At 70.0% G+C, this 18,611-nt stretch carries 19 protein-coding genes; 5 read left to right on the plus strand and 14 right to left on the minus strand.

From position 1 onward, the window contains the following. Positions 1 to 63 precede the first annotated feature (63 nt). The 3 genes from AB0J91_RS13175 to AB0J91_RS13185 are packed head-to-tail and all read left to right on the plus strand — an operon-like array spanning position 64 to position 2,008. Positions 64 to 1,038 (plus strand): nitronate monooxygenase family protein, encoded by a 975-nt coding sequence (locus AB0J91_RS13175; RefSeq protein ID WP_363867786.1) that lies wholly within the window; start codon positions 64 to 66, stop codon positions 1,036 to 1,038. Positions 1,039 to 1,052: 14 nt separating this feature from the next. Further along, on the plus strand, positions 1,053 to 1,595 hold the full coding sequence (locus tag AB0J91_RS13180) for a PadR family transcriptional regulator (protein ID WP_363867679.1): 543 nt from the start codon (positions 1,053 to 1,055) through the stop codon (positions 1,593 to 1,595). Next, positions 1,592 to 2,008 (plus strand): nuclear transport factor 2 family protein, encoded by a 417-nt coding sequence (locus AB0J91_RS13185; protein ID WP_363867682.1) that lies wholly within the window; start codon positions 1,592 to 1,594, stop codon positions 2,006 to 2,008. The genes AB0J91_RS13180 and AB0J91_RS13185 overlap by 4 nt, the downstream gene beginning before the upstream one ends. A 224-nt stretch (positions 2,009 to 2,232) precedes the next feature. Here AB0J91_RS13185 and AB0J91_RS13190 read toward each other — a convergent pair whose 3' ends face one another. The 12 genes from AB0J91_RS13190 to AB0J91_RS13245 form a co-directional block, all read right to left on the minus strand. Then, the gene (locus tag AB0J91_RS13190; protein ID WP_363867685.1) at positions 2,233 to 3,021 is read right to left on the minus strand and encodes an endonuclease; all 789 of its coding nucleotides are present in this window, start codon (positions 3,019 to 3,021) and stop codon (positions 2,233 to 2,235) included. A 134-nt stretch (positions 3,022 to 3,155) separates the two neighbouring features. After that, complete coding sequence (locus AB0J91_RS13195) at positions 3,156 to 4,280, minus strand: MFS transporter (RefSeq protein WP_363867688.1); 1,125 nt, start codon at positions 4,278 to 4,280, stop codon at positions 3,156 to 3,158. 210 nt (positions 4,281 to 4,490) lie between these two features. Further along, a complete protein-coding gene (locus tag AB0J91_RS13200) occupies positions 4,491 to 5,273 on the minus strand; it encodes a DeoR/GlpR family DNA-binding transcription regulator (RefSeq protein ID WP_363867691.1) in 783 nt (260 codons plus the stop codon). A gap of 23 nt (positions 5,274 to 5,296) precedes the next feature. Then, complete coding sequence (gene pdxA, locus AB0J91_RS13205) at positions 5,297 to 6,289, minus strand: 4-hydroxythreonine-4-phosphate dehydrogenase PdxA (protein ID WP_363867694.1); 993 nt, start codon at positions 6,287 to 6,289, stop codon at positions 5,297 to 5,299. Then, positions 6,286 to 7,482, minus strand: coding sequence for a four-carbon acid sugar kinase family protein (locus AB0J91_RS13210; protein ID WP_363867697.1), 1,197 nt, complete (start codon positions 7,480 to 7,482; stop codon positions 6,286 to 6,288). The genes pdxA and AB0J91_RS13210 overlap by 4 nt, the downstream gene beginning before the upstream one ends. Before the next feature lie 152 nt (positions 7,483 to 7,634). Continuing rightward, positions 7,635 to 10,781, minus strand: coding sequence for a HAMP domain-containing protein (locus AB0J91_RS13215; RefSeq protein ID WP_363867699.1), 3,147 nt, complete (start codon positions 10,779 to 10,781; stop codon positions 7,635 to 7,637). A 26-nt stretch (positions 10,782 to 10,807) separates the two neighbouring features. Beyond that, on the minus strand, positions 10,808 to 11,464 hold the full coding sequence (locus AB0J91_RS13220; RefSeq protein WP_363788820.1) for a response regulator transcription factor: 657 nt from the start codon (positions 11,462 to 11,464) through the stop codon (positions 10,808 to 10,810). A 1-nt stretch (position 11,465) separates the two neighbouring features. Next, a complete protein-coding gene (locus tag AB0J91_RS13225) occupies positions 11,466 to 11,885 on the minus strand; it encodes a CBS domain-containing protein (RefSeq protein ID WP_363867702.1) in 420 nt (139 codons plus the stop codon). A gap of 138 nt (positions 11,886 to 12,023) precedes the next feature. Next, complete coding sequence (locus AB0J91_RS13230; protein WP_363788824.1) at positions 12,024 to 12,260, minus strand: hypothetical protein; 237 nt, start codon at positions 12,258 to 12,260, stop codon at positions 12,024 to 12,026. Between the two features lie 87 nt (positions 12,261 to 12,347). Continuing rightward, entirely contained in the window at positions 12,348 to 14,576 is a 2,229-nt protein-coding gene (locus AB0J91_RS13235) for a heavy metal translocating P-type ATPase (RefSeq protein ID WP_363867705.1), read from the minus strand. A gap of 28 nt (positions 14,577 to 14,604) precedes the next feature. Further along, the gene (locus AB0J91_RS13240) at positions 14,605 to 14,805 is read right to left on the minus strand and encodes a heavy-metal-associated domain-containing protein (RefSeq protein ID WP_132677730.1); all 201 of its coding nucleotides are present in this window, start codon (positions 14,803 to 14,805) and stop codon (positions 14,605 to 14,607) included. A gap of 178 nt (positions 14,806 to 14,983) precedes the next feature. Further along, complete coding sequence (locus AB0J91_RS13245) at positions 14,984 to 15,226, minus strand: Rieske (2Fe-2S) protein (RefSeq protein WP_363867709.1); 243 nt, start codon at positions 15,224 to 15,226, stop codon at positions 14,984 to 14,986. A 69-nt stretch (positions 15,227 to 15,295) separates the two neighbouring features. Between AB0J91_RS13245 and AB0J91_RS13250 the strand changes: the two genes are divergently transcribed. Then, the gene (locus tag AB0J91_RS13250; protein WP_363867711.1) at positions 15,296 to 15,466 is read left to right on the plus strand and encodes a hypothetical protein; all 171 of its coding nucleotides are present in this window, start codon (positions 15,296 to 15,298) and stop codon (positions 15,464 to 15,466) included. Here the strand turns inward: AB0J91_RS13250 and AB0J91_RS13255 are convergent. Next, positions 15,456 to 16,208: a lipoate--protein ligase family protein gene (locus AB0J91_RS13255; protein WP_363867714.1), complete on the minus strand. Its 753-nt coding sequence runs from the start codon at positions 16,206 to 16,208 to the stop codon at positions 15,456 to 15,458. The genes AB0J91_RS13250 and AB0J91_RS13255 overlap by 11 nt on opposite strands. An 80-nt stretch (positions 16,209 to 16,288) precedes the next feature. Continuing rightward, positions 16,289 to 16,807: a VOC family protein gene (locus AB0J91_RS13260; protein ID WP_363867717.1), complete on the minus strand. Its 519-nt coding sequence runs from the start codon at positions 16,805 to 16,807 to the stop codon at positions 16,289 to 16,291. 123 nt (positions 16,808 to 16,930) lie between these two features. On the opposite strand from AB0J91_RS13260, the gene ligD reads away from it, so the two are divergent. Next, positions 16,931 to 18,493, plus strand: a complete 1,563-nt coding sequence (ligD, locus tag AB0J91_RS13265; RefSeq protein ID WP_363867720.1) for a non-homologous end-joining DNA ligase — start codon at positions 16,931 to 16,933, stop codon at positions 18,491 to 18,493. Positions 18,494 to 18,611: the final 118 nt, after the last annotated feature.

The following is an 18,611-nucleotide window of genomic DNA, read 5'->3' on the forward strand; positions in this document are numbered from 1 at the left end:
CGGTGCACAGTACCGTCGAGGTTCGCCGGAGCGGTTTTGACTTTCAGAAGGGCAGTGAGCATCGTGCTGCGGACCAGGTTCACCGAGGAGTTCGGCGTCGAGCACCCCATCGTGCAAGGCGGCATGCAATGGGTCGGCCGCGCCGAGCTGGTGGCTTCGGTCGCCAACGCCGGCGCTCTGGGCATGATCACCGCGCTGACCCAGCCCACGCCGGAAGATCTGGTCAAGGAGATCGCGCGCTGCCGCGACCTGACCGACAAGCCCTTCGGCGTCAACCTCACGATCCTGCCCGCGATCACGCCACCGCCCTACGCGGAGTACCGGCAGGCGATCATCGAATCCGGCATCACGATCGTGGAGACCGCCGGGTCCAACCCGGCCGACCAGGTCGCGGCCTTCAAGCCCGCCGGGGTGAAGGTCCTGCACAAGTGCACGAGCGTGCGGCACGCGCTCAAGGCCCAGCAGCTGGGCGTGGACGGCGTGAGCATCGACGGCTTCGAGTGCGCCGGGCACCCGGGCGAGGACGACATCCCAGGTCTGGTGCTCATCCCCCGGGCCGCCGACGAGCTCAACATCCCGATCATCGCCTCCGGAGGCTTCGCCGACGCCCGCGGCCTGGTCGCGGCGCTGGCGCTCGGCGCCGACGGGGTGAACATGGGTACCCGCTTCATGTGCACCCAGGAGTCGCCGATCCACGACGACGTCAAGAAGCGCATCACCGAGGCGGGCGAGCGCGACACCGAGCTGATCTTCCGCCCGTTGCGCAACACCGCGCGGGTGGCCAGCAACTCGGTCAGCCGCGAGGTCGTCGCCAAGCTCGACGACGGTGGCGCGTTCGAGGACGTCCGGGAGCTGGTCGCCGGTGCCCGGGGCCGCCAGGTCTACGAGCAGGGTGACACCGAACTGGGCATCTGGAGCGTCGGTATGGTCCAGGGACTGATCAACGACGTTCCGACCGTCGGGGACCTGGTCGACCGCATCGTCACGGAGGCGGGCGAGCTCATCCACCACCGGCTCGGGAAGCTCGTCGCCGGCTGAGAGGGAGGCTGCCGTTGTCTCTGGAGTACGCGATCCTGGTGTCGTTGCGGGAACGCGCGGGCTCGGGCTACGAGCTGGCGCGGCGGTTCGACAAGTCGATCGGGTACTTCTGGGCGGCGAGCCACCAGCAGATCTACCGCAGCCTCAAGCGCATGGTCGAGCTCGGCTGGGTCGACTGCGACGAGGTCGCTCAGCAGAAGCGGCCGGACAAGAAGGTCTACCGGGTCAGCGAGTCCGGCGGCGAGGAGCTCGCGCGCTGGATCGCTGAACCCGCCTCCACCCGCAACGACCTGACGGTCAAGCTGCGCGGGGCGTCGTTCGGCGACGTCGCGCAGGTGCGGGAGGAGATCGCGCGCCATCGAGACCAGCACGCCGCGCGGCTGGCGATCTACCGCGAGATCGAGCGGCGGGACTTCCCCGACACCGCGAAGCTGTCCGGCCAGGCGTTGCACCAGCACTTGGTGCTCAGCGGCGGGATCCACACCGAGCAGGCGCTGCTGGAGTGGTGCGAGGAGACGATCCGAGCACTCGACGACGACCAGGATCGAGGAACATGAACGCCGCAGAACGCTTTCGCGCAGCCATCGAAGCGGGCGACTTCGACGCAGCGGTCGAGGAGTTCACCGAGGACATCCGCTTCTTCAGCCCGGTGAAGTTCACGCCGTTCGAGGGCATCGACACCGTGCGCGCGCTCTTCCGGGTGCTGCAGCGGACTTTCGAGGACTTCCGCTACGTCGGCGAATTCCCCGGCGAGGGGCAGACACCCGACGGCGAGAACACCCGGGCCCACGTCCTGCACTTCCGCACGGTCGTCGACGGCAAGCAGGTCGAGGGCATCGACCTCATCCACCTCAACGCACAGGACCGGATCACCACCTTCACGGTGATGATCCGGCCCATGTCCTCGCTGCAGGTCGTCAGCGAAGCCATCTACCGAGGCCTCGTCCAAGACGGAGTCATCCCGGGCTGACCGAGAAGGCGAATGGCGCACGTCAGGCAAGCGACGAAGTCGCTTTCTCCTCACCCCACCTGAGCAACTCGCACCGCCGCGGGTTCTGAGGCGGTTCTCCTGTGAGGACGCCTCGACGCCGTGTATTGGCATACATGAGTCGAGGCGCCCGGAGCAGGAGGGCCGCCTCAGGTTCCGCTACCCGCACCGCCGAGCAAGCCGATCAGCGAAGACTCAAAAAGAGATCACCAGATTTCTTCGACCCATTCCGGGTGGTCCACGAACGGGTTCCTGTTGTGCTGGATGTCGGTGAAGATGACCTCGTTGCGGCGCTGCTCGAAGGCGTCCGGCGGGTCCTGCTCGTTCCACTGCTTGAGGACCGAGAGCTTGCCGATGTTGGGGGCGCTGCCGTTGCCGACCTGGTCGTTGACCTCGAGGTCGGCGAAGCCGTCGGTGCCCTCGTAGCGCACGGACATGTAGAAGATCATCCGGGCGACGTCGCCCTTGACGGCGTCGCGGGGCTCCCACGAGTCGTCGTCGGTGAAGTTGCCGGGGGCTTCGGCGGACTCGGTGCCGCCCATGTCGAAGTCCTTGCTGCCGCGGTCGGCGTTGACCGTGACGTCGGTGGGCCGCAGGTGGTGGACGTCGGTGCCCGGTCCGGGCACGGTGTCGAAGTCACCGTGGGACTTGGCCCAGACGTGCTCGCGGTTCCACTGGTCGGCGTCGCCGCCGTTGGTGTCCTTGGCCTGGGAGCGGCCGGTGTAGAGCAGGACGACGTTGCCGGTGTTGTTGGGGTCCTCGTCGGTGACCTTGAGGGCTTCCCAGACGTCGTCGTAGTTCAGGGTGGTCACGCCGTTGCTGATGATGCCGTGCAGGGCGGCTTCCAGCTCGGGGCCGGTCTTGCCGATGGCGTCCTGGTAGTAGTCCTCGGCGGTGGGCTGGGCGGGCGAGGCCACCGCGACGGCGGCGGTCGGCACGGCCACCAGAACCGCTCCGCACAGCAGCGATAATGGCTTCCAGCGGGTGATCTTCATGATTCCCTCTCCCCGTGGTCGAGTCGGGGGAAGCGTGACACAGAAACGATCACCATTGGGTGACACAAATCTGGTGACGAGATGGCGTGAAATGGACGCTTCGGTGCCCGAAATCCGCTGCGAGCTGCGATAAGTCAGTCGGAGGCGCGGGGCGTCCGAGGCCACCAAATGGAAACAACGGGAATCATGAGTGCCAGCAGCAGGCCCGCGAGCCCGAATCCGAGGGCGGGATCGCGGTAGTACAGCCCGGTGAACACCGCGGGTGCGGCCGACATCCCGAGGAAGCGCCATGCGGTGACCACCGAGATGGCCCCGCTCCCGCCGCTTCCGCCGAGCACGGTGGAGTGCACGGCGACCAGGATCAGCTGTCCGCACACCCCGGCGGCGGCCCAGGCGAGCACGACCACGGGCAGCGAGTCGACCAGGCCGATCGCGGCGACGGCGACCGCTGCGGACAGGACGCCGGTGATCAGCATGGCTCGCACGCCGAAGCGGTCCACGGCGCTGCCGGTCAGCCGGGCGCCGAGCACGCCGGCGACGCCGTAAGCGGTCAGCGCCAGGCCGCGCGCGCCAGGGCTGAGGGCGAAGGCGTCGTCGAGGCGGAAGGAGACCAGGAACGGCAGTCCGGCCGAGCACATCCAGGCGACGCCGGCGATTCCGCCGCTGAGCAGCACCATCGGCGTCCAGGCGTCGCGCAACGCCGCAGGTGCGCGGGTGCCCGCGGGCTCGGAGTCGGGTGGCAGCGGGCTGACGGCGAGCAGCGCGGCGACGACGGCGACGCCGACGAAGGCGAGCTGCCAGGCGCTCTCCGCGGCGAGCCCGCCGACCAGCGGTGCGGTGGTCTGACCGATGGCCTGCATCGCGCCGTAGGTGCCCATCGCGCGGCCGAGTCGTTGCCGGGGTGTCCCGGCGGCGATCTTGGAGAGCAGCAGCGGCGTGGTGAAGGCGTTGGCCACGCCCTGCAGCGCGCGGGTGACCTGGAACAGCCAGAACCACGGCGCGATGGCCCCGAGCACCGCGACCACGGCGTACCCGATGTAGGCGACGCGGATGGTGCGGCTGCTCCCCCACCGCTCGCCGAGGTTGCCGGACACGAGCATGACCAGGGCGAAGGGCAGCAGGTAGGCGGTGGTGGAGGTCGCGGCCAGGCTCGGCGTCACGGCGAAGTCGGCGCTGAGCTCCGGCAGCATCGCGGCGACGATGCCCGCGCCGAAGGGCCCGAGCAGCCCTCCGATGTACAGCGCGACCCGGGAGTTCACCGCGTCACCTCCACACCGCGACGGTCGTTAGCCGCGCGAACGGTAACACCGGGAACGCGACCGCGAAGTCCACTGTGGCCGAGATCCCGGGCAGCGGGCGGTTGTGGTCCGGACCGACCGGGCGAAAAGGACATCGACCACGGTCAGTTCAGACCACAACCGCCCGCTGCGCACCACCACCGCTGGGCGGCGACACCGTGAACCCCGAGGTCAGACGGTGATGATGCTGACCCCGGCGAGGCAGCGGAACGGAGCCAGGTCGGTCTCGTCCGCGTTGGTGTCGGTGACGAGGGTCCACGTCGCCGGGAGCGGCGCCCAGGCGTTGAAGGGCTTGGCGCCGAGCTTGCTGCTGTCGGCGAGGATGAAGACCTCGCGGGACTGGGCGATCATCTGCTCCTTGAGGCGGGTCTGCAGCAGACTCGCCTCGCAGATGCCGTGGCGGGAATCGAGGCCGTCGGCACCCAGGAACGCCTTGTCCGCGGTCACCCGGGACAACGTCAGCTCCGCCAGCGGACCGACGAAGCCCTGGCTGATGTGCCGCAGCTCGCCGGCCAGCGAGACCACCTGCACCGGGTCGGCGTCGACCAGCTCGGTCAGCGCCATCACGCTGTTGGTGATCACCGTCAACCCGGAGCGATCGCGCAGCCGGTGGGCCAGCTTCCCGGTGGTGGTGCCGGCGTCGAGGATCAGCGTGTCGCCGGTGGAGACCTGGTCGGCCGCCCACGCGGCGATGCGATCCTTCTCCGCCGAGGCCAGCGCCGTGCGCTGCCCCAGCGAGGGTTCCGCGCTGGTCGCCGGCATCGCACCGCCGTAGGTGCGGGCGAGCTTGCCCTGGTCGGTCAGCAGTTGCAGGTCGCGCCGGATCGTCGATGGCGTGACCGCCAGCGACGCGGCCAGCTCCTCGACCTGGACCGCGCCCTGCTCGGTCACCAGCCGCTCTATCAACGCCCGGCGCTGCCCTGCCGAGAGGCGTCCTTCGACTTCCGCGCTCACGTCGCGATCCTCCCAGAACCGGATCATGGTCTTCCGGCCAGTGCCGCCGCTTGGCGCAGGGCCTCCAGCATGCTGCCCGCCTCGGCCGTGCCGGTGCCCGCGATGTCGAAGGCCGTCCCATGATCCACCGAGGTCCGGATGACCGGCAGCCCCACGGTGATGTTCACCCCTGCTTCCAGGCCGAGGATCTTCACCGGCCCGTGCCCCTGGTCGTGGTACATCGCCACGACCAGGTCGAAATCGCCTCGTCCGGCGCGGAAGAAGACCGTGTCGGCAGGCAGCGGGCCCTGCGCGTCGATGCCGTCGGCGCGGCAGGCGTCCAGCGCCGGCTCGATCTTGGCCTCTTCCTCGCCGTGCCCGAACAGGCCGTTCTCCCCCGCGTGCGGGTTGATGCCGCACACCGCGATGCGGGGCGCGGCGACGCCGGAGTCCACCAGCGTGCGGTGGCCGCGTCGCACGGTGCGCTCGACCAGTCCGGGTTCGATCCGCTCGATGGCGTCGATGAGCCCGATGTGCGTGGTCACGTGGATGACCCGCACCGTCCCGGTGGACAGCATCATCGACACCTCCGGCACACCGCACAGCTCGGCGAGCAGTTCGGTGTGCCCGGGGTAGCGGTGCCCGGCGGAATGCAGCGCGGCCTTGTTCAGCGGCGCGGTGCAGATCGCCTGCACCTGCCCTGCCATCGCCAGCTCGGCGGCCTTGGCGACGTAGCGGTAGGCGCCTTCACCGGCCAGCGCGGAGAGCTCCCCGAAGGGCAGGTCCGGCGGGATGCCGCCGAGGTCGAGCACCTCGATGGTGTCCGGGTCCTCGGTGGCCTCGGCCGGTCCGGAGACCGGTTTGACGCGCACGTCGATCCCGCAGATCTCGGCGGCCCGGGTCAACCGGGCGGCATCGCCGATCACCACCGGGCGGGCCAGGCCCTGCAGCTCGGGTTCGGCGAGCGCGCGCACGATCACTTCGGGCCCGACTCCAGCGGCGTCGCCCATGGTGACGGCGATGGCAGGCAAGGTCACGCGACGGCCCTTCCGCAGCGCACCGCGGACACCGCGCGGTGCAGGGTGTCCGGCGCACCGAACGCGCCGGCCTTGGTGATGACGTAACCGGGCTCCTTCTCGATGGTGCGGCCCAGCACCACACCGGGTTCCAGCTCGTTGAGCAGCCGTAACCCGCTGACCCCGCGTCTGCCGAGGACGGCGCGGGCGGTTTCGCCGCCGGTGAGCACCAGCAGCCCGGCCCGTTCGGTCGCCGGTGCGCACACCTCCGCGAGCGCGGCGGTGAGCTCTCGTGCCAGGCACGCTTCCACCGGGCCATCCACGGTGACCAGCACGTCACCGGTGCACAGCGCGTCGTGGAGTTGTTCGCCGATGCGCGCGAGCGCGGCGGGCTCGGCGTCGACGAGGGCGCGCGCCGAGAGCCGACGGGTGTGCCCGAAGCGTTCGGCGAGGTAGTCGGCCTGCTGGCGGGAGACGCGGTGGGCGCTGCCGACCACGGCCAGCACGGGTCCGTCGACCGGAGGTGGCGGTTCGATGTCGTATCCGGGGCGCAGCAGTTCGGCCAGCGCGTCGGCCAGGCCGGCGGCTCCCACCCAGTGCGGCGGGGTGGCCGCGGCGGAGCCCGCGGTGGCCACGGCGCGCAGGTCGCTCTCCGACACCGCGTCGCAGATGACCACGTCGGCTTCGGTGAGCAGCTGCGCGACCCGTTGGCGCAGCTGCGCGGGCTTGCCGCGCACCGAGGCCAGGGCGACGTGGCGGACTTTCAGCCCGTCCAGCGCGGAAGCGATGTCCGCCGGAGGGTCGTCGGGTTCGGTGTTCCAGGAATCGGTGTGGTGCAGCGGGATTCCGTTGATGTGCACGACTCCGCCGAGCACGGTGCGACCGGTGGCCGGCGAGGCCGGGCACAGCAGCACCCCCGCTCCGTCGGCGTGCTCGACGATCGCACCGACTTCGGCGGACACGTTGCCGCGAAGCGTGGAATCGATCTTCTTGAAAACGACGCGGCCTTGCGCGTGCCCGTCCAGTGCCTCGTGCACGCGCTTGGCGGCGAGATCGGGTTCGATGTGCCTGCTGTCGGTGTCGGCCACGAACACCTCGGCGTCACCGGTGTCGTCCAACGCCAGCAGAGTGCGCATTTCGCGCAGCGCGAAGGGGACTCCGGAATCACCGGCACCGCTGAGGTCATCGGCCACGACCAGGACTCGCGATCCCATGATCACCTGCTCTTCTGCTCGCCGAAACACCCAACGAGCACCCCCCGTCGGGCTTGGTCTAACCATAGAGATCGCTGCGCGAATCACGCAATAGTCCTATCCAGCGAGTGCACAGTGCGCAACGTTGTGCGCGATGTGGCAGACGGCGGGCGCTAGTCGACTTCGGTGACCATTCCCGCTGGTAGGTGTTCCGAGAGCAGGTCCAGGAGCCGGTCGGCGTCGACCGGTTTGGTCAGGTACTCCGTTGCGCCCGCCGCGATGCTCTGCTCGCGGTCGCCCTTCATCGCCTTGGCGGTCACGGCGATGATGGTCAGATTCCGGTAGCGGGGCATCTCGCGGATCATGCGGATGGCCTCGTTGCCGTCCAGCTGCGGCATCATCACGTCCATCAGCACGATGACGATGTCGTTGTGCCTGCGCAGTTCCCGGAGCGCGCCCAGCGCGTTGTCGGCGTGCACGACCAGCAGCCCGTGCTGTTCCAGCAGCACCCGCATGGCGTGCACGCTACGCTCGTCGTCGTCGACGACCAGCACCTTCTCCGAGTTGAACTGCAGCGCGCCGCGTTGTCCGGGCTCGGCGGTGCGGTGCACGTGCGGCTTCGTCTCCCGGTTGAGCAGCTCGCTGGAGCGCAGCGGCGGATCGATGCCTTCGGCGGAGACGTCCAGGCTGCTCTCGGCCTCGGACGGAACCCGCTGGTGCGGCGGTATTTCGGTCACGGAGGCTTCGACCGCGGGCGTCTCGATCGCGAGCGTCTCGTCGTCCGCAGGCGCTACCTCGGGAGCTGTTTCGTCGTCCGCGGGTTCCACCACCTGAGGCGGTGTGTCGGCAGCGGGTTCGCTCGGCAGGAAGAGGCTGAAGGTGCTGCCCTGGCCGGGTTCGCTGCGCACCTGCAGCTCGCCGCCGAGCAGCGTGGTCAGCTCCCGGCTGATCGACAGCCCCAGGCCCGTGCCGCCGTACTTGCGCACCGTGGTGCCGTCGACCTGCTGGAACGCTTCGAAGATCAGCGACAGCTTGTCGGCGGGGATGCCGATCCCGGTGTCGCGCACCGAGAACACGATGCGCTGCCGGGCCCGGCGCAGCGCCCCGCTGTTGACCTCGGTGGGCTGGGCCGGGCGGATCCGCAGTTCGACGCTGCCTCGGTCGGTGAACTTCACCGCGTTGGCCAGCAGGTTGCGCACGATCTGCTCCAGCCGGCTGCGGTCGGTGTGCACGCTCGACGGCAGCGACGGCGCGACGACGACCCGGAAGTCCAGGCCCTTCTCCGCGGCGACCGGCCGGTACATGGACTCCACGCTGCGCGCCAGCTCGCCGAGCTCGACGTCCTCGGGCAGCAGGTTCATCTGCCCGGCTTCCACCTTGGAGAGGTCGAGCACGTCGTTGATCAGCTGCAGCAGGTCCGATCCGGCCTGGTGCACCGTCTTGGCCAGGTCCACCTGCTGCGGGGTGAGGTTGCCGTCCATGTTGTCGGCGAGCAGCTTGGCCAGGATCAGCACGCTGTTGAGCGGTGTCCGCAGCTCGTGGGACATGTTGGCCAGGAACTCCGACTTGTAGGCCGAGGCCTGCGAGAGCTGGCGGGCGCGTTCTTCGAGCTCCTGCCGAGCCTGCTCGATCTCGATGTTCTTGAGCTCGATGTCCTTGTTCCGGCTGGCCAGCAGCGCGGCCTTGTCCTCCAGCTCGATGTTGGAGCGCTGCAGCTCGTCCTGCTGGTTCTGCAGCTGCTCGGAACGGGCCTGCAACTCGCTGGCCAGGTGCTGGGACTCACCGAGCAGCGCTTCGGTGCGCGTGTTGACCACGATGGTGTTGACCTCGACGCCGATGGACTCCTTGAGCCGGTCCAGCAGGTCCAGGTGCACCGAGCTGAACCGGTGGATCCCGGCGAGCTCGATCACGCCGAGCACCGCGCCCTCGAACAGCACCGGCACGATGGCCACGCTGATCGGCGCCGAGGCGCCCAGCCCCGAGGTGATGTGGATGTGGTCCGGCGGCGCGTCCTCCACCAGGATCGACCTGCGGTCCACGGCCGCCTGCCCCACCAGGGACTCCCCGAACTCGAACCGCAGCGGCGGGCCCTCGCGCGCCGGCGGGCTGCCGTAGCCCGCGGTGTGCTCCAGGTAGCGGTGGCCGTCCTCGGCGGTGCGGGTCAGGAAGAACGCGCCGTGGTGGGCCGACACCAGCGGCGCGAGCTCGGACATGATCAGCTGCGCGAGCGCGTCGAGGTCGTGCTGGCCCTGCATCAGCGCGGAGATCCGCGCCAGGTTCGTCTTGAGCCAGTCCTGCTCCTGGTTGGCGCGGGTCGTCTCCTTGAGGTTGCTGATCATCGCGTTGATGTTGTCCTTGAGCTCAGCTACCTCGCCGGAGGCGTCGACGGTGATCTGCCTGGTCAGGTCCCCTTCGGTGACCGCGGTGGCGACCTGGGCGATGGCACGGACCTGGGTGGTCAGGTTCCCGGCGAGCCGGTTGACGCTCTCGGTCAGCCGCCGCCACGTGCCGGAGACGTCGGCGACCTCCGCCTGGCCGCCGAGCTTGCCCTCGGTGCCCACCTCGCGGGCCACCCGCGTGACCTCGGCGGCGAACGCCGAGAGCTGATCGACCATCGTGTTGATCGTCGTCTTGAGCTCCAGGATCTCGCCGCGCGCGTTGACGTCGATCTTCTTGGACAGATCGCCGCGCGCCACGGCCGTGGTCACCTGGGCGATGCCGCGCACCTGGTTTGTCAGGTTGTCGGCCATGATGTTGACGTTGTCGGTGAGGTCCTTCCAGATCCCCGCCACGCCGTACACCCGCGCCTGGCCGCCGAGCTTGCCCTCGGTGCCCACCTCGCGGGCCACCCGCGTGACCTCGGCGGCGAACGCCGAGAGCTGATCGACCATCGTGTTGATCGTGTTCTTGAGCTGCAGGATCTCGCCCTGCGCGTCGACGTCGATCTTCTGCGTCAGATCACCGGCCGCCACCGCCGTGGCGACGTTGGCGATGTCGCGCACCTGGCTGGTGAGGTTGTCGGCCATGAAGTTCACCGAGTCCGCCGACAGCGCCCACCCGCCCTCGACGTCCCCGTCGAGGGCGACCGGGGCGACCGGCAGCTGACCGCGCGCCACCGACTCCCCCACCCGCTGCAGCTCACCGGCCAGCCGCTGGTTGCGCTCGGCCACCTCGTTGTAGATCGCGGCCGCTTCCGCCGCGGCACCGTCGCCGGTGACCACCAGGCGACGCCGGAAGTTGCCGTCACGCAGCTCCCGCAGGGCGGGCAGCAACCGGGCCAGCACCTGTTCGGCGTCGTCGCGGTCCGGCGGTTGTGACATCGACGCCCTCCTCCCGCTCCGGCGCCTCAGTGCTTGTTGCGGGAATCGCGGTCCAGCCGCAGTTCGGTGGCCAGCACCGCGGCCTCGCTGCGGTGCCGCATCGCCAGCTTGGCCAGCATCTGCGACACGTAGTTCTTGATTGTCTTCTCGGCCAGCACCATCCGCTCGGCGATCTCGCGGTTGGTCATGCCCTCGCCGATGAGCTCCAGCACCTGCCGCTCGCGGGCGGTGAGCTCCCGCAGCGGGTCGGCCTTCTCCTGCTCCTTGCGCAGCCAGTTGAGCATGGCCTCGGTCCGCTGCGGGCTCAGCAGCGACTTGCCCGCGCCGACCGTGCGCAGGGCGCTGACCAGCTCCTGGCTGACCACGCCCTTGAGCACGAATCCGCTGGCGCCGGCCATGATCGCGTCCATCAGGGCCTCGTGATCGTCGAACGAGGTCAGGATCAGGCAGCGCAGCTCCGGCAGCTGGGAGCGAAGCTCGCGGCACAGCTCGACGCCGTTGCCGTCGGGCAGACGCACGTCGAGCACCGCGACCTGGGGGTTCCGCTTCGGCACCCAGGCCAGCGCCTCGGCCACGCTGCCCGCCTCTCCCACCAGTTCCAGGTCTTGCTCGGCATCGACCAGCGCGGCGATGCCGCGCCTGATCACGTCGTGGTCATCGACCACGAACACCCGTGTCGTCATCTCACTTCCCGGCGCAGATCGTCTCCACGAAGTGCGCGAGCTGGTCTTCGCCGATGTGCTGGGCGAGATCGGCCTGACTGATCATGCCTACCAACCGGTGGTCGGATATCACCGGCATCCGGCGGATCTTGTGCTCTTCCATCATCGTCAGCACCTGGTCGACGTCCGCGCGCGCATCGATCCAGTGTGGCGCTCCCTGCGCCAACTCGCCCGCTTTGACCTGTGCCGGGTCGCGGCCCTCCGCGCAACAGCGGAGCACGATGTCGCGATCGGTGATGATGCCGTGCAGCCGGTCGTCCTGCCCGCAGATCGGCAGCGAACCGACGTCGAGATCGCGCATCATCTGCGCGGCCTTGAAGAGGGTTTCGTTCTCCCCGATGCACTCCGCACCAGGATGCATGATGTCGCGAGCCGTGGTCATGATCGGCCTCCTCTTCGTTGCGTTTGTGGGACGTTCCCGCACTACCCGAGGTCCGTGTGACCGAAACCCGCGTGATCGGATACAGAATCCGAAACCGGCGTCGAGCCCTCGACCGCCTCGACGCCGGGTGCGCCGGACTCAGTACTCGTGCATCAAGCGGTCGAACGCGGAGTTGGCCGCCGACCACTCGAGCGTGAGCACCTCCGCGGGAACCTCCGAGCGCGGTTCTGCGTCCACGGTGACGACGAAGCCGCGGTCGGCGCGCCGGCGGCGCAGCTGCACCAGCCGACCACCGGTCGACCTGCCGATGCGCTCGCCCTGGTCGTTGGACTCGATCTGCCCTGGTTGCAGGGTTGCTGTGCTGAATTCCGCCATGCCCCCATTGGACCGCACCTGGTCAAGCGGGGCACGCGCGAACGCCCACCCGATCATCGACCGGGTGGGCGTTGTGCGGTGAGCCGGTCACCGCGCCGTGGTGCGGAAGCGACGCAGGCGCAGGCTGTTGCCGACGACGAACAGGGAGCTGAACGCCATCGCCGCACCGGCGATCATCGGGTTGAGCAGCCCGGCCGCCGCCAGCGGCAGCGCCGCCACGTTGTAGGCCAGCGCCCAGAACATGTTGCCCCGGATGGTCGTCAGCGTGCGCCGCGACAGCCGGATCGCGTCCACCGCGGCGCGCAGGTCTCCGCGCACCAGCGTCAGGTCACCGGCTTCGATGGCGATGTCGGTGCCGGTTCCCATGGACAGGCCGAGGTCGGCCTGCGCCAGGGCCGCGGCGTCGTTGACGCCGTCGCCGACCATCGCCACCGCCTTGCCCTCGCCCTGCAGGCGCTTGACGACCTCGACCTTGTCGGCGGGCATGACCTCGGCGATGACCTCGTCGATGCCGACCTGCGCGGCGACCGCGGCGGCCACCGCCGCGTTGTCGCCGGTGAGCAGCACCGGGGTCAGGTCGAGCTCGCGCAGCTGCGAGATCGCCTGCTGCGACGTCGGTTTCACCGTGTCGGCCACGACCAGCACGGCACGCACCGCGCCGTCCCAGGCCACGACGATCGCGGTCTTGCCCTCGGACTCGGCCGCCGCCTTGGACTCCGCGAGCGGTCCGTCGAGGCGCAGGCCCCACTGCTCCAGCAGCGCCGCGCGACCGGCCAGCGCCGCACGCCCCTCGACGACCCCCTGGACGCCGAGACCTTCCAGGTTGGCGAACTCGCCGACCTCCGGGAGCTCACCGACCTCGTGGCGCGCACCGGTGGTGATGGCGCGGGCGATGGGGTGCTCGGAGGCGTTCTCCACGGCTCCGGCCACGCGCAGCGCCTCGTCGCGACCGGTGCCCTCGGCGGTGTGCACGTCGAGCAGCTGCATCCGCCCGGTGGTCACGGTTCCGGTCTTGTCCAGCACGACCGTGTCGATCCGCCGGGTGGACTCCAGGACCTGCGGTCCCTTGATGAGCACTCCCAGCTGCGCGCCGCGACCGGTTCCCACCAGCAGCGCGGTCGGCGTGGCCAGGCCCATCGCGCAGGGGCAGGCGATGATCAGCACCGCCACCGCGGCGGTGAACGCCGCCGTCACCGGTTGCCCGGCGACCAACCAGCCCAGCAGGGTCAGCAGCGCCAGGCCGATCACGATCGGCACGAACACCGCCGACACGCGGTCGGCGAGCCGCTGGATCTGCGCCTTGCCGGTCTGGGCCTCCTCGACCATGCGCGCCATCTGCGACAGCTGGGTGTCGGACCCGATCTGGGTGGCGCGCACGACCAGCCGGCCACCGGCGTTGACGGTCGCACCCACGACCGCGTCACCCGGGCCGACCTCGACGGGAACGGATTCACCGGTGAGCATCGAGGCGTCGACGGCCGAACCGCCCTCCTCCACCACGCCATCGGTGGCGATCTTCTCCCCGGGGCGGACCACGAAGCGATCGCCGACGGCCAGCTGCGCCGTGGGCACCCGGACCTCTGCACCCTCGCGGAGCACCGCCACGTCCTTGGCGCCCAGTTCCAGCAGCGCCCGCAGCGCGGCTCCGGCACGACGCTTGGCGCGCGACTCGAAGTAGCGCCCGGCCAGCACGAACGTGGTGACCGCGGCGGCGACCTCCAGGTAGATCGAGCTCGTGGCATCGCCGCGTTCGATGGTCAGCGCGAACGGGTGGGTCATGCCGGGCATGCCCGCGTGCCCGAACAGCAGCGCGTAGAGCGACCAGAGGAACGCCGCGAGCGTGCCCATCGACACCAGGGTGTCCATGGTCGCCGCGCCGTGCCGCAGGTTCAGCCAGGCCGCGCGGTGCAGCGGCCAGCCGCCCCAGACCACCACCGGCGCGGCCAGCACGAGCGAGATCCACTGCCAGTAGGTGAACTGCAGGGCCGGCACCATCGCGAGCACCACGACCGGCGCCGACAGGGCCAGCGAACCGAGCAGCCGCTGCCGCAGCGCGTCGGCAGGTTCCTCCTGCTCCGGCTCCGCGGTGGGCAGCGCGGCACCGTAACCGGCCGCTTCGACGACCTCGACCAACCGCTGCGGATCGAGGCCGTCCGGCGCGGTGACCTGCGCCTTCTCCGTGGCGTAGTTGACGCTGGCGGCGACGCCGTCGAGCTTGTTGAGCTTGCGCTCGATCCGGTTGGCGCACGAAGCGCAGGTCATGCCGGTGATCGCCAGCTCGACGGTCCGGTCCGTGGAGCGCTCTACCGTGGTCATGCCAGTTCCCTTCGCGCCGTCCGGTCCGTCATGAGGCCAGCTCGTAGCCGGCCTCTTCAACAGCCGCGCGCACAGCGGCCTCCTGCGCGCTGCCGACGACGGTGACCGCACCGCTGGGCAGGTCGACCTTCACGTCGGTCACACCGTCGATGGCGCCGACCTCCTCGGTCACCGAAGCCACGCAGTGCTGGCAGGTCATTCCGGTCACGTGGTAGGTCGTCTCGCTCATCGGTCCATCCCTCTCGGTTCGCGGGTTGCACGCCGACGCCTCGCGCCGACACCCCGAATCTATACCCCCAGGGGGTACCTCTTCAAGCCAGGTCCGATGTCAATTCAGAATACCCCTCCGGGGTAGTACCACCTGCGGTGGAGCCGGGAGTCGGCGACGCCCGGCTCCACCGGCGGACTCACGCGGTCACGATCTGGTCGCCCTCCACCCGGACCGGGATCGAGGCCAGCGGGCGATCCGCCGGACCCTTGTTCCCCGAGCCGGACAGCGCGTCGAAGACCGAACCGCGGCAAGGGCACGTCAGCTCCGCGACCTCGGGCTTGACCGGGCAACCCTGGTGCGTGCGGGCGGCGTCGAAGGCCACCACCGCGGAGTCGTCCGGCCTGGCCACTATGGCCTGCCTGCCGTCGGGCACCTGCACCGGGACCACACCCCCGACGGGTACCGAGGCCGGCGGGGTCAGCGACTACCCCGACGGCGCGGGCTGCTGGTGCGGAGCGGGCTGCTGCGGCTGTCCACCGAGATCACCGAGACCGGGCCGGGGACCGAGAAGACCGCCGTGCTCGAGGTGACGACACCCGTGCGACGCAACGACACCCGTTCGCTGGAACTGCGCACGCCCAACGGCCCGGCGATGCTGACGCAGGCCGTCACGCGATGACGCGGTGGTCCTCGGCCAGCGCCTTGGCGCGGGTCAGCAGTTCCTCCGGCAGCGCCGCCGGATCGAGCCCGCAGCGCTGGTCGTAGGCGGCGATGACCGAGTCCTCGAACCCGTCCAGCGAACGACCGGGGGCCTCATCGGCGATGGAACCGACCGAGTCGTCGTCGAAGGGCAGGTCCAGGGCGCGGTAGACCTCGGTGAGCAGCGGTCGCAGCACGTCGGCGTCGTCGAGGATCGCCACCGCGCTGAACAGCCACGCGCCGCGCACCATCCGCTGCGCCGTGCCGACGAGCTTGACCTGTCCCCGGGCGTTGACGCTGTGCGCGCCAGGGCAGTACTCCCCCGGCACCGCCCCGACCTGCGCGTCGATTCCGTGCTGAGCGAGGACCTCGGACCACAGCTCGGCGTAGCCGACGAACCGCTCCTCCAAGCCCGCCAGCCGCCCCGGATCGGGCCCGGCGTGGTCGACGACCAGCGAGTTCTCGGTGTAGGCGACCGCCCGTCCCCCAGGCGCCCGCAGCACCGGCGTGAACCCGGCGTCCCGCGCGGCGGCGACGGCGTCCGGGAACCCCGGCAGCAGGCTGTCCCGGCGGCCGAAGGCCACCACCCGCGCCTCGGGCCGGTAGATCCGGAGCGCCGCTCCGGCCTCGCCCGCGCTGATCCGCCGCAGCATCGCGTGCGCCGTGGCCACCTCCAGCGCTTGATCCCCGCCCACGCCCAACGCCCCGCGCAACAACTCCACGGCGACAGTCTACGCAGCGCAGAACGCCGCGATCGCAGCGGAAACCGCGCGGCCGACCTCCGCTGGACGCGCGGGAACCGTCAGCCCAGCAGCGGCGTTCCGTTGAACACCGCGAGCTCCTCGCGGTAGAACTCCAGGCCGATCCCGTTGGGGTCGCGGATGTAGAGGCTGTCGTCGATGCCCCGGTCCGGACCGACGTAGCTGATGCCGGCCTCGTCGAGCCGCTCGCGGGCGGCGGCGAAGTTGTCGGCGTCGGTGGACAGCGCGATGTGCTGCACCGCGCCGATCGTCTCCTCGAACGGCGGGTGGTCGTGACCGGGGAAGTCGAAGAACCCCAGGAGGTTGCGGTTGCCGACGTCGAAGAAGAAGTGGCTGGAACCCGCGTAGTCGCGGTTCTCCACCAGCTCGACCAGCGGGAAGCCCAGCAGCTCCTGGTAGAAGCGGATGGTCTCCTCGACGTCCTTGCAGATCAGCGCGACGTGGTGGAAGCCCTTGACGGTCGGCGCCGGACGCTTCCCGCTCGGCATCAGGTACTGGTCGCGAAGCTCGTCGCGGCGGGTCCGGATGGCCTCCAGCTCGGCCCCTTGCGGCTGCGGCATGGTCAAACTCCTTTCGATTTCAACCAATCTTATGCCAACCCGGCGACCCGGCGATCAGCCGAACTCCGGCGAGCCGCTCGTCACGACGCGCTGACCTGCGCTCGCCCGTGTCAGGCTGAACCCGTGAACGAAGGCCGACTGGCGACCTACCGGCGGAAGCGCGACTTCGAGCGCACCGCCGAGCCCCGCGGCGACGGCACCACCGGAACCGGCGACCGCTTCGTCGTGCAGCGCCACCGCGCCCGCCGCAGGCACTACGACCTGCGGCTGGAGTTCGACGGCGCGCTCCTGAGCTGGGCGGTGCCCAAGGGGCCGACGCTGGACCCCTCGGTGCGCCGGATGGCCGTGCAGGTCGAGGACCACCCGCTCGAGTACACCGACTTCGAGGGCACCATCCCGGCGGGCGAGTACGGCGGCGGCGACGTGATCGTCTGGGACCGCGGCACCTGGACTCCGGGAGAGGACGACACGGCCGCCGCCCTCGAAGCCGGCACCCTGCACTTCGAGCTGCACGGCGAGAAGCTGCGCGGGCGGTTCGTGCTGGTCCGGCGCGGCGAGAAGCAATGGCTGCTGCTGCACAAGCGCGACGAGCACGCCGAGGACGGCTGGGACCCCGAGCAGCACCCGAGGTCGGTCAAGAGCGGTCGCACCAACGAGGAGGTCGCCGCCGACCCGGATGCGATGTGGCGCGGAGACCTGCCGGCCGACCAGGCCGAGATCCGGCTCCACCCGAGCTGGGAACCACCGACCGATTCCGAGCTCGCCGAGCTGGAAGGACTCAGGCCCAAGGGGACCTGGAACCTGCAGGGCCACCGGATCTCCCTGACCAACCTGGACAAGGTCCTCTTCCCGGGCCGCGACGGCGAGGAGCCGATCACCAAGCGCGAGCTGGTCGCCTATTACGCTCAGATCGCGCCGGTGATGCTGCCGTACCTGGCCGGACGGGCGCTCAACAGCCACCGCTTCCCCAACGGCGTGGACTCCCCCGGCTTCTGGCACAAGCAGGCTCCGAGCCACGCCCCGGAGTGGCTGTCGACCTGGGAGTACCCCGGCGCCGACGCCGACGACGTGCAGCGCTACATCGTCCCGGACAGCCCCGCCGCACTCGCCTGGCTGGCCAACTACGCCGCGCTCGAACTGCACCCGTGGACCTCGCCGACCAGCGACGTGGACCATCCGAGCTGGGCGCTGTTCGACATCGACCCCGGCGAGCAGACGAGCTTCGACGAGGTGCTGACGCTGGCGAGGCTGCACCGGGCGGCGATGGATCACCTGGGCGTCGTCGCGAAACCGAAGGTGACCGGCCAGCGCGGCATCCAGATCTGGGTTCCGATCGAGCCGCGCTACACCTACGCCGAGACCCGGGCGTGGGTGGAGAAGGTGTCGCGCGCCGTCGGCAACACCGTCCCGGAACTCGTCAGCTGGGCGTGGACGAAGACCGAACGGCGCGGGCTGGCGCGGCTGGACTACACGCAGAACGTCCTCAACAAGACGCTGGTCGCCCCCTACAGCGCCCGCCCCCGGCCCGGCGCCCCGGTCTCGGTCCCCCTCGAGTGGGACGAGCTCGACGATCCCGACCTCACCCCGGACCGCTGGACCATCCGCACCGTCCTCGACCGCCTCGCCACCACCGGCGACCCCTTCGCCGACCTCCTCAACCACCCCCAACCCCTCCCCGCGGTCTGACCCCCAACCCCAACCCGACCTCCCAAACCGACCCCACTCACGGTCAATTTCACTCCCCACTGAACCCATCATCACTACCGATTCAACTTCGTCGACCGGAGTTCCACTGAAATCCGGG

The organism is Saccharopolyspora sp. NPDC049357, assembly GCF_040677225.1.
Taxonomy (GTDB): Bacteria; Actinomycetota; Actinomycetes; order Mycobacteriales; family Pseudonocardiaceae; genus Saccharopolyspora.